An 11,515-nucleotide genomic window follows, 5' to 3' on the forward strand; every position below is an offset into this window, starting at 1 on the left:
AAACATTCCATGATGAAGAATATACAACGATCTATATATAGTATGCTGGTAGGTACTGCCATTCTCGGAATGGGCGCCTGTACCAAAGACTTTGACGAAATTAATAAGCCATATAAACAGGCGGATGAGCAAACGGCTTCCGTTCCTGGTTTATTTAACGGGCTGGTATCTTCATTGGGTAAGTATGGAGATGATGCGCTTAATGTAAGCCTCCTTTACCCGATGACCAATCAACAGGCTTGTCAGAATACGGTGGCGCCTTATGTTAACTATGCCGGTACTTTCTGGAGCCAATATTATCCGGATTTACTTACTTATAAAGCATTGCTGAAAAAGATTGCAGAACAGCCTACTCCACAGACTTTTGATAATGTGCGGCATATGGCAGCGGTACTGATGGCATCGAAAACATTGCGTATGCTGGATTACTATGGAGATATTCCTTATTCTCAGGCCTCAAAGGCGCGCGACGGGGTAGGCTATTATCGCCCTGTTTATGATGCCCAGGCGGATGTATATAAAAGCGTATTACAGGACCTGAAAAATGCAGCGGATAGTATTACCGCGGATCCTTCACAAACCAGTATCGGCGCTTTCGAGAGTTACCTGAAGAATGATTTTACTGCCTGGAAAAAATTTGCGAATGCATTGCGTTTACGCTATGCCGTTAGACTCTATAATAAAGAAAATGCGTTAGCCAGCAGTATTATTACAGATATCCTGAATGGTAACAAGCCTTTGCCGGCGGGCCAGTCGCCCACGGCCCTGCAAAATGACAATTTTGGTTTATGGCCTAATCTTATTGCCGGCGCCTCTGGCAATATCCTGGGGTCGATGAGCAGCAAATGGGATTCTTACCGGGAGTTGTCTATTTCCAATATCCGGATGAGCAGTAATGTATGGAAGCAGATGTCTTCCTCCAATGATCCTTCCGGTAAAGATATCTATGATCCCCGGTGCGTGGTATTCTTTATGACCAACAACGACAACAAATGGGTACCGCAGCCACAGGATGGCTCTGTACCGGATGGAGGGCGCCCGTTTGATAATGGAACAGAAAGAAAGGCAATTGGAAGTGATCCGGAGAATAAATTTGCCACGTTCAATTACTTCATCGCGTACGACCGTGTTAATTATCCTATCCTGGTGATCACTGAGGCGGACGTACATTTCCTGAAAGCGGAAATTTACCAGCGGGGTATGGGCGTTGCAAAAAATACGGCGTTGGCAAAAACGGAATACGAAGCGGGCTTAAAGGCATCTGTTGATTTCTGGTATGCCTATACGCAGCAGTCGCCGATATGGTTACAAAAGCCGCCTGTACCGAATGCCGCGAAGATGAGCGCATTTATCAATCACCCGGCGGTGGCTTATAACGGCGCTGATGATGCTGCCGCATTGAAAAAAATTGCCACGCAGGCCTGGTTGGCTACCATGTTCCAGCCGGCAGAGTCCTGGGCAATTGTGAGAAGGACCGGGCTGACGCCTAAAGATCCACTTTATAATCCGGGTACCTTCAATAAACTGCCTTACCCGGATGATGAAAACGTAAATAACCACGAAAACTGGAAGAAAGCCACCAATGGCGCTACCCCCGTTGAGCAGGTAGCCCAAAAAGTATACTGGATGCAATAACTACGTAAATCAGAATAGTGACCAATTAAAGAGGCTGCCAGGAAATGAAGTGCCCCCTAAAAGTTAGACACTTTTAGGGGGCATTTTTTATGAATAAAAGAATCAAATACAGTTATCAACAAAAAATATGTGCAGTACAGTCGGTGATCTCTGGTAAGGATTCTCTGGCTTCTGCAGCACGTAAAATTGGAGGAAACGACAAGAGTATTCAGCGCTGGGTAAATCTTTACAATCAGTTTGGGAAGAAGGGGTTGTTGCTTCGCTCTGGCAGCTATGAGGGCGAATTTAAAGTTCGGGTTATAAAATATATGCTAAAAAAGCACCTATCTTTATTGCAGACATCAGCACTCTTTGGTATTGCTAACGACAGTGTAGTAGGCCGTTGGTTAAAGATATATGAAAGCCAGGGAGTAGGCGGTTTACTGATGGAAAACAGAGGTAGAAAAAAGTCAGCAATGCCTAATAAGAAAAAAAAGACCACTAGAATAGCGTCTAACCCCGAAGCGGAAAAGCTTGCTGCCTTGCAGGCAGAGAACGAGTATTTGCGCACAGAGCTTGCATTTTTAAAAAAGTTAGACGCCTTAATTCAGCAGGAAAAAGCTGCCAAAGCACAAGCCAGGCAGCAAAAGCCATCCAGGAATTAAGGCGGTCCTACGATCAGGAAATATTGCTAAAAGTAGCGGGGATGGCACGGAGTACTTTTTACTATTACTTGAAAAAATCGGTACAACCTGATAAGGATAATCACGTTAAAACGTCAATAATAGCTATTTATCGTCAACATAAGGGTAGATATGGTTATCGCCGAATAACGGATGCTCTAAAGAGCAGTGGGATGCAAATCAACCATAAACGTGTTGCCAGACTAATGAAAGAGTGCGGTCTAAAAAGCCTTGTTAGAAGGAAGAAGTACAAATCTTATAAAGGGCAGCAAGGAAAAATTGCCCGGAATCTGCTGAATAGAGATTTTAACGCCCGGAAGCCTAATCAAAAGTGGGTGACCGATGTAACGGAGTTCAGTGTGTCAGGTAAAAAGTTGTATTTATCGCCAATTATGGACCTTTACAATGGTGAGATAATCAGCTACACCCTATCGAAACGGGCAACGTTCCATCAGACTATGGATATGCTTGAAATGGCGCTAAAAAAGTTGCCTGAAAAATCCAGACCGATCCTCCATTCTGATCAAGGATGGCAATATCAAATGAAAGGGTATCAACAAAGGCTGCGAAAAAGAAGAATAAGGCAAAGCATGTCAAGAAGAGGCAATTGCCTGGATAATGCAGCTATGGAAAGCTTCTTCGCCATTCTGAAATCTGAAATGTTCCATCTGAAAAAATTTACATCAATCGAAACGCTTAAAAAGAATATTGTCAATTATATTCACTATTACAATAACGACAGAATCAAACAAAAACTTAACGGCTTGAGCCCAGTACAATACCGAACTCAAGCCGCTTAATCAAAAAAGCTGTCTAAACTTTTGGGTTCACTTCAAAATAAGGCAGCCTCTTTTCTTTTTAAAATAACTGTTTCCCGGGATCCCCCATTTTCCCAAAATTTAACTACCTTGTTTAGAACACATCCAATTCACACGTTACTATGATCGGAGATACTAATCGCGCTTTACAGTATGTTGAACCGTTTTCCCTATTTTCTTCCACGGATATTACCCTTTTTCAGGCGGGATCACATTACCGGTTATACGAAAAATTTGGTGCACACCCCATGGAGGTGGAGGGGGCCAACGGAACCTATTTCGCAGTGTGGGCGCCGAATGCGGCCTTCGTAGCTGTCATGGGCGATTTTAATGAGTGGGACCATTACAGTCATACCCTGTTGCCCCGTTGGGATAACTCGGGGATCTGGGAGGGATTTGTACCCGGGGTAAAAGCGGGTTCGCTTTACAAGTATTTTATCCGATCGAATAGTGGAGAGGAGCTGATGAAAGGAGATCCTTACGCCAATTACTGGGAAGTACGCCCTAAAACGGCTTCCATTGTGTATCCGCTGGATTATGAGTGGGATGATAAGAAGTGGATGAGCCAGCGGGCGAAGCGTAATTCGCTCAGCAGTCCTTTTGCAGTATATGAGGTGCACCTGGGTTCCTGGCGCCGGCCGGATCCAACTGATCCGGAGCGGGTGTATTCTTACCAGGAAATAGCAGAGATGTTGGTACCTTATGTGAAAGAAATGGGCTTTACCCATGTGGAACTGATGCCGGTGATGGAGCATCCGTTCGATGGTTCCTGGGGATATCAGCTCACCGGTTATTTTGCACCTACTTCCAGGTATGGTACGCCACAGGATTTCATGGAAATGGTGGAAGCTTTTCACCTGGCTGATATTGGCGTTATCCTCGACTGGGTGCCTTCGCATTTTCCATATGATGCCCATGGATTGTATCGCTTCGATGGCTCACATGTGTATGAATATGCAGATATGCGTAAGGGGTACCATCCGGATTGGAACAGTTATATTTTCAATTATGCGCGTAATGAGGTGAGGTCGTTCCTGCTGAGTAACGCCGTGTTCTGGCTGGATCGGTTCCATGCCGACGGTTTGCGGGTGGATGCCATTGCTTCTATGATTCACCTGGATTATTCCCGGCAACGGGATGCCTGGGTACCTAATGAACTGGGTGGCAATGAAAACCTGGAGGCGATTAGTTTCCTGAAAAAATTAAATGAAACCATCTATGCGTTGTTTCCGGATGTTCAAACCATTGCAGAAGATTCCACTTCGCATTATGGTGTGTCCAGGCCTACGTTTATGGGGGGATTGGGTTTTGGGATGAAATGGATGATGGGCTGGATGAATGATACGCTGGATTATTTTAAGAAGGATCCGATTCATCGTAAGTGGTATCAGAACGACCTGACTTTTAGTTTGGTATATGCTTTCGGCGAAAATTTCATGTTGCCGTTGAGCCATGATGAAGTGGTACATGGCAAATCGCCGATGTTGTATAAAATGCCGGGAGATGACTGGCAGAAGTTTGCCAATCTCCGTTTGCTGTATAGTTATATGTACACGCATCCAGGTACGAAGTTGTTGTTTATGGGAGATGAGTTTGGACAAACTTCAGAATGGAACTTCAAAGGCGAGTTAGACTGGCACCTGATGCAATATGCCACCCACAAAGGTTTGAAGGCATTTGTAACAGATCTCAACGGATTGTATACCAGTGCTACTGCGTTATATGAACAGCAGTTTGATCCCGCTGGATTTGAATGGATAACCGTAAATGATTATGATAATTGTGTATTGGGATATGTCAGAAAAGGCGTAGAGCCGGGAGATGTGTTACTGGTGGTGCTGAACATGACACCGGTAGTGAGAGAGAACTACCTGGTAGGCTTACCGGTAGCGGGAGCGTGGGTGGAAGTGTTGAACAGCGATGCACCGGTATATTATGGAAGTGGTGTGGTGAATACAGGGGTATTAAGAACAGTGAAACAAACGTATAACGGTAGAGACTATACGCTTTCTTTACGTTTGCCACCATTGGGGGCAACGATACTGAAGTTGCAGTAGGCAGGAACGTCATCCTGGTATACTATTCCGTATTAAAAATAATGTAATTATAGGCCGGAGGCCTGTTTCGCAAGAGACAGGCCTTTTTTTTCGGCTAAATTTTTGTTGCCTTTAAACTTTCCGGTTTTAATCTTATCTATTATCAGACTGCTCCGGAACAGCAATAATGCCAAAGGATGGAACGTTTGATATAATGCGTAATCGTTCAGCCAAATCAGTACAAACCATATATTTTTATTAGACACTAAAAACCATTCATTTATGAAAAACTTTCTCCGCAAGCCGGGGCTTGGTTTAGCAATGGCAATTGTAGTTGCCTTTTCCATAATGGAAGCCTGTAAAAAGGATAATTCAGCTTCCTCCCCCAATACGTCGGCCAATCAACAAAAAGTGAGCTTGTTCCTTTCTGATGATCCGGGCCTTTTCGACAAGGTATTATTGGACATTCGGAAAGTGGAAGTGTTGGTAGATACGTGTGGTAAAATAGACGACGAAGGATGGAACGATAGAGACAGATGCTGGTGGGACGAGGATTCCGACCACGACAGAAAGCCTAAGCCGGATACTTGCCAGGCATGGGATTCATTAGGTATTCATCCGGGTATCTACGATGTGCTGACCTTGCGTAACGGCGCTGATACGCTGTTAGCTGGTGGTCATGTTCACAAAGGCACCATGGAGCGTATCCGTATTACCGTTGGTGACCAGAATTCCCTGGTGAAAAATGGCGTAACCTATCCGTTGAAATCTGTATCTGGTCAAACAAAAATTATTGTAAGGGTGCGTCATGATGAGTGGGATCAGCTGACTTCCGACGACCTGCAACTGTGGTTAGACTTTGATGTTCAACGGTCTATCATCCAAACCTGGAGAGGACAATTCATTCTCAGACCGTATATTAATGTGTTTACCATCCTGAAAATGGGCAGCCTCTCTGGCCGTGTAACTCCATGGGATGCTTATCCGGTGATTTCTGTGTATAACAATAATAATGATACTTTATATGCGCTGCCATGGAGAAATGGTGATTATAAAGTACGTGGTCTGAAAGTAGGCAACTGGAATGTATTTGTAAATGCTTCCAATGGTTACAAAGACACTACCATTACCAATGTGAAGGTAGAACGTGGTAAAGACACCAGGGTTGGCGATATTCAGTTGCATAAATAAATTATTGAGATAAACCCTATGGCATCCTGTTGTTGGCGGTTATTCGCCGGCAGCAGGATGTTTTTTATATGTGGAAAATATTTAACTTGTGCAAAAGATTTCAAGATGATACAAAAAGCGTTTTTATACCTATTGCTGCAGATAGTGGTAATCGGCAGCTGTGTAGCACAGGTGAAAACCAATCAGCGCGATGCACAGGGACGGAAGCAGGGGCGTTGGGTGGAGGAAGTAGGAGAAATCAGGGGAGAACCTGGCTATAGCTGGGAAGGCACCTATAAGAACGACCGTAAAGAGGGGGTGTGGAAAAAAACAACGTCTATCGGGAATTTAATAGCCGAAGAAACCTTTAAGAATAATGTGCTGGACGGCTATTGCCGGTATTTTTATTCCAATGGAAAACCAAGTGAGGAAGGCGCCTACATTTCTACAGAGGTAGAAGGGCAGCGGGATACCATTATGATTATTGACCCGGTCACCAATGTGGAAACACCTACGGAAATTATCCGCAAGGGAAATTCTGTGCGTAACGGGGTATGGAAATTATATGATGAAGAAACTGGTAAAATGGTAAAGGAATATTACAAACGTGGTGAAACCGTTACTGCCGGGGAGTTGGGAGATAGCACCACGGAGGCGGCGCCCCCGGTGAAGAAGGCGGTGTTGCAGCTGCCTCATGAAAATGAAGGCCGGCATAAGAAGAAAGGATAATTACTTTATTTAGAAATGAACAGCGGAAAAGCTAAAATGAACAAAAAGATTTGTCCATTTTAGCTTTTTTTCTGTAATTTCATTTTAGGATGTTGATCTTTTGGAACCCCAAGTCCACGAATATTTTTTATCGCTTAATCCTTTTAATTTGTTTGTATGAAAAGCCTAAGTATCAACCACGGAGAAAATCCGCAAGAATTGCACGGAATAGACTATAACGCGACTGACAAAATGGAGATCCTGTTCAGGGCCATTTTTATCTTTTTGGTGTTTTGTGCATTAACATCGATTATTTTCCTGTCTGTTTTATATTAATCAAAATATTTAAAAAGTGTTGTAGTTCGCTACACGCAAAAACAAACGGCGCTACGTGGATTTTCCGCGTGGCGCCGTTTGTTTGGATACCTATCTGAAGCAGTTGCTAAATTGATTTTTTCTTCTACAATCCCCTGTTGTAAAGGGTTTGCGATGAATATTTTTTTAAATGTTAGTTAGACATTCTTAATTCAATGTTAACAACCTATTCATTTTGTTCATTGTGCCTTTCAGGGCTACAGACATTTTGTACACTCAGATTTAGCATCTACTTTCGTATCTCTAAAGTTGGCATAGGTTATGAAACCGGCGCGAGATCTCTATCTGAAGTGCCTTTTCTTTTTCCATTTAGCAACCTACCTTAGCTGCCTGTCAACTCATCATAATTTCTTCAAAATTTCTTGGCGCCAAAAAGGATACGGTATGGTCTGCCAGCAGATTTTCTGGCAATAATGCGATCGTTTGTCCATCTATCAGCAATGAAACAGGTTTAAACGGCAGGCCATGTACAGTAATGCGATGGTGCGTATAGGACGTTTCATAATTCACGTAAAACTGTTTCTTCAGATGGAATTGCTGTGGTGTAGACTGTTGTCTGAAGCGGATAACATTGTACTGCCCGTTTTTATAGCCATAATGATCACCTGCATCTTCATACAATACGCTTTTAACTTCCTGGTCGCCATAATATACATGGAGGAGCATCTCCGTTACGGGCTTTTCCTGCGTGTATTGCATATCCGGGAATTGTGGCAGCACGGCACCTGCTTTTACAAACAGCGGCATTTCCTCCAGCGGGGTATCTACCGTTACTGCCTGGGCGCCGGTATATTTGTGGTCATTCCAGAAGTAATACCAGTTGCCGGCCGGTAGGTAAACAGATTTTTGTTTCATGCCTTTTTCACTCACATGACTGAGCAGCAAAGCATCCCCAAACATAAACTCGTGAGAGCAGTTATGGGTGGCCGCATCCTGTTGTGCCACAAAGGCCAGTGGGCGCAGCATCGGTGTACCATGGGTAGCATACTGCCAGAAGGTGGTATATAAATAAGGTAACAGCCGGTATCTTAATTGGATAAACTTAGTCACTACTTTTTCGTAATCAGGCCCAAAGCTCCATGGCTCCTGGTTAAAGCCAGTTTCATTGCTGGCGGAGTGGGTACGCATCAGCGGATGAAATACAGCCAGTTGAATCCAGCGGGTGTAAAGTTCTCCGTCCGGTTCCCCGATGAAACCACCAATATCACTACCGGTAAAAGAAATACCGGAAACGGATAAACGCTGACACTGAACGCTGGCCAGCCATAAGTGCTCCCAGCTGGATACATTGTCGCCGGTCCATACAGAAGACCAACGCTGTGCACCTGAATAGCAGGAGCGGGTAATGAGGAAGGAGCGGTGCGGCATCAGGTATTTTTTCATGCCGGCAGCCGTAGCCTTACTCATCAGGTGACCGTATATATTATGTGCTTTCCGGTGACTCACTTCTTCTCCATCGTAGTCATGGCGTACGTCTTCCGGGAAGGAGCCCATTTCGAATACTGCCGGTTCGTTCATGTCGTTCCACACACCACGTACGCCGGTTTCTGCCAGGCTTTTAAACAGGCTGCTCCACCATTCGCGGACTTCCGGGTTGGTATAATCAGGGAATACACATTTGCCCGGCCAAACATCTCCCTCCATCAGGGCGCCATCGGCCCGCTTACAGAAGTAGTTGTTTTTGATACCTTCTTTATATACGCTATAGTCGGGATCTACTTTGATACCGGGATCAATGATCACCACCACTTTGAACCCTTCTGCCGCCAGGTCTTTAATCAGGCCAACCGGATCTGGGAACCATTCTTTATTCCAGGTAAAGCAGCGGAAGCCATCCATGTAGTCGATGTCCAGGTAGATCACGTCGCAGGGAATGTTCCGGGTTCTGAATTCTTTGGCAATTTCCTTTACCCGCGTATCAGGGTAGTAGCTCCAGCGGCACTGGTGGTATCCCAATGCCCACAGCGGGGGGAGTTCCGGGGTGCCGGTGATTTTAGTATAAGATTCGGCCACCTCCAGCAGGTCAGGGCCATAAATAAAGTAGTAGTTCATTTCTCCGCCGCGTGCCCAAAAGCTGCATGCATCTTCCCTTTCCTTGCCAAAATCGAAAATGGTGCGGAAGGTGTTATCGAAGAAAATACCATAGCCAATGCCATGGTGCAGGCCATAGTAGAAGGGGATATTGCGGTAAAGTGGATCGGTATCCTTTTGGTAGCCATATGCATCTGTACCATAATTTTCCAATCGTTTGCCCCGGAGATTCAACTCTGTAGGCTTATCTCCCAAACCATAAAAACATTCGCCTTCCTGTACCAGCTTGCTGCAATACTGGATTTTACCACCCTTTAGCAGGTAATGCTGCCAGTGGTAACCCATTTCATCCTGGTTGATTACTTTTCCATCCTTATCGGAAATGGTGATGCGCAGATTATCCCTGGCAATAAACACCCGGAGCGCATCGGTATATATCTCAAAAGTCTCCTCCCATTCCTTGATTCCAAAGGAGATAGGAGATTCTTCGAGTGTGTCGCTGGTAGCGTAGGAGAAGTCTCGCTGGAAAGTGCCGTCTGCAGCATATCTGAAGCGAATGATCTTATCGGCAATGACCCTTATTTCCAGTATGGTTTCGGTAGTATAAAAGCAAAAGTAATTTCCTTCTTTTTTCCATTCCCTGATACTATCGGGATAGTGCTTGGCGCCGTATTTACTTGAGGAGGTTTCAACTTGCATAATCTCTTTTTCTGGATCCCTGGTAATATCTAACAGGTCTTAAATTACATAAAAAATCAGAGTAGTTATAGTCTATTCGCGTTAGATGCCCATATTTCTGCGTTTACCCTTTAAATCGCTTGCTTGACAAAAAATACTGTGTAATGAATAAATTACTTATTAACTTCATATCAATAAATTTACTTTTTGCTTTAACCTATTTTAATGGGTGCACCTTTCCAGGAGCACCTTTTTATTAGCAGTTACCGGTTACTGCTTAATTGGGCAATATCCTTTCCCGCCAGGAATACTTTGGTTCCTTTTCTGGCCCGGGCCACCACATTAAAATTACCACCCACGCTTTTCCAGTTGCGGCCACCATCTTCGGAAATATCAGTGCCGGATGTGCCGGTAGCTATTAATAATTTGGGTGAGATGTACGTCACACCGGAGCGGAATCCGCCCGGAGCAGTAACAGGTGCATACCAGGTGCGACCGCCATTGTTGGTGAGCATACAATTACCTTTACGGGCGGTATCAAGCTTATAGTCACCGCCTACGGCAATCCCCGTTTGATTATCCAGGAATGCAATGGAAAAAGCACCCGTGGTGCTGGTACCCTGTATCACGGGAATCGTATAGGCCTGCCAGTTATTACCGGATACAAAAAGGCGTGCTACGCTGCCACCGGTGGCAAAATACACTTTCTTCCCCGGAAAGGTGACCATACTGGTGCCGCTGGCAGCAAAAATAGATTCTCCTGCCGTAGCCGTGGGAGAGGAGCCGGCTGCATCGGATTCCCAGGACAAACCACCGTTATGCGTGCGAATGACCACAAATTTATCCGCTAAAGGATCACCAATGGCGATACCTTCCTGGTCATTAAAAAACTGCATGGCGTCAAAGAAAATGCCCGGGCGGTCATCGTAGTATACCCGTTTCCACGACGTACCTCCATCTTCCGTTAAAAAAATATTGGCAGGAGCACCGGCATTCAGGACAATAGCTTTGCGGGCATCAAAAGCATAAAGTGAGCGCCAGTCGCAACTATCGCAACCTGGTACCACTGTCCAGTTCCAATGAGCACCGCCGTCAGTGCTTTTGCCTACCTGGCCGCCGGTACCGGAAGCCCATATAATATCATTAGTTACCACACTGAGGCCCCGGATACTTTTCGTAGGAGGATGTGCAATGACGTTAATCTGGTAATTGGCAGCCTGCTGTTGCGCTACCACCGGTAAACCGGCACACCCGAAATAAAACATGGCCAGGAGCACCCGGTAAGCCATGCGCCCGCGCTTGTTAGCGGTAATGCGCCACTGTAAAGAATTTAAGGTGTTTAAGCGGGCGTAATAGCTGCTTGTCTTCATAAAGTATATCATTTATTCCCAATCTGTTATCG

The 11,515-nt window shown here is 45.0% G+C and carries 8 protein-coding genes; 6 read left to right on the plus strand and 2 right to left on the minus strand.

Annotated features, from left to right (window positions below; translation table 11 throughout):
* The first annotated feature begins 9 nt into the window (after window positions 1–9).
* The 6 genes from AC5ZC7_RS07755 (at window position 10) to AC5ZC7_RS07780 (ending at window position 7,050) form a co-directional block, all read left to right on the plus strand.
* Window positions 10–1,635, plus strand: coding sequence for a SusD/RagB family nutrient-binding outer membrane lipoprotein (locus AC5ZC7_RS07755; protein WP_496160161.1), 1,626 nt, complete (start codon window positions 10–12; stop codon window positions 1,633–1,635).
* An 89-nt stretch (window positions 1,636–1,724) separates the two neighbouring features.
* Window positions 1,725–2,279, plus strand: coding sequence for a helix-turn-helix domain-containing protein (locus AC5ZC7_RS07760; protein ID WP_496163135.1), 555 nt, complete (start codon window positions 1,725–1,727; stop codon window positions 2,277–2,279).
* The gene (locus AC5ZC7_RS07765) at window positions 2,195–3,097 is read left to right on the plus strand and encodes an IS3 family transposase (protein ID WP_496163136.1); all 903 of its coding nucleotides are present in this window, start codon (window positions 2,195–2,197) and stop codon (window positions 3,095–3,097) included. Before AC5ZC7_RS07760 ends, AC5ZC7_RS07765 begins: the two co-directional genes overlap by 85 nt.
* Window positions 3,098–3,237: 140 nt before the next feature.
* The gene (gene glgB / locus AC5ZC7_RS07770; RefSeq protein WP_496163048.1) at window positions 3,238–5,172 is read left to right on the plus strand and encodes a 1,4-alpha-glucan branching protein GlgB; all 1,935 of its coding nucleotides are present in this window, start codon (window positions 3,238–3,240) and stop codon (window positions 5,170–5,172) included.
* A 261-nt stretch (window positions 5,173–5,433) separates the two neighbouring features.
* Window positions 5,434–6,342, plus strand: coding sequence for a DUF4382 domain-containing protein (locus AC5ZC7_RS07775; RefSeq protein ID WP_496163047.1), 909 nt, complete (start codon window positions 5,434–5,436; stop codon window positions 6,340–6,342).
* Between the two features lie 105 nt (window positions 6,343–6,447).
* A complete protein-coding gene (locus AC5ZC7_RS07780; RefSeq protein ID WP_496163046.1) occupies window positions 6,448–7,050 on the plus strand; it encodes a toxin-antitoxin system YwqK family antitoxin in 603 nt (200 codons plus the stop codon).
* 687 nt (window positions 7,051–7,737) lie between these two features.
* Here the strand turns inward: AC5ZC7_RS07780 and AC5ZC7_RS07785 are convergent.
* Entirely contained in the window at window positions 7,738–10,134 is a 2,397-nt protein-coding gene (locus AC5ZC7_RS07785; RefSeq protein WP_496163045.1) for a TIM-barrel domain-containing protein, read from the minus strand.
* Between the two features lie 242 nt (window positions 10,135–10,376).
* Window positions 10,377–11,483: a WD40/YVTN/BNR-like repeat-containing protein gene (locus tag AC5ZC7_RS07790; protein WP_496163044.1), complete on the minus strand. Its 1,107-nt coding sequence runs from the start codon at window positions 11,481–11,483 to the stop codon at window positions 10,377–10,379.
* Between the last annotated feature and the right edge of the window lie 32 nt (window positions 11,484–11,515).

The organism is Chitinophaga sp. 9-1-y (assembly GCF_059511905.2).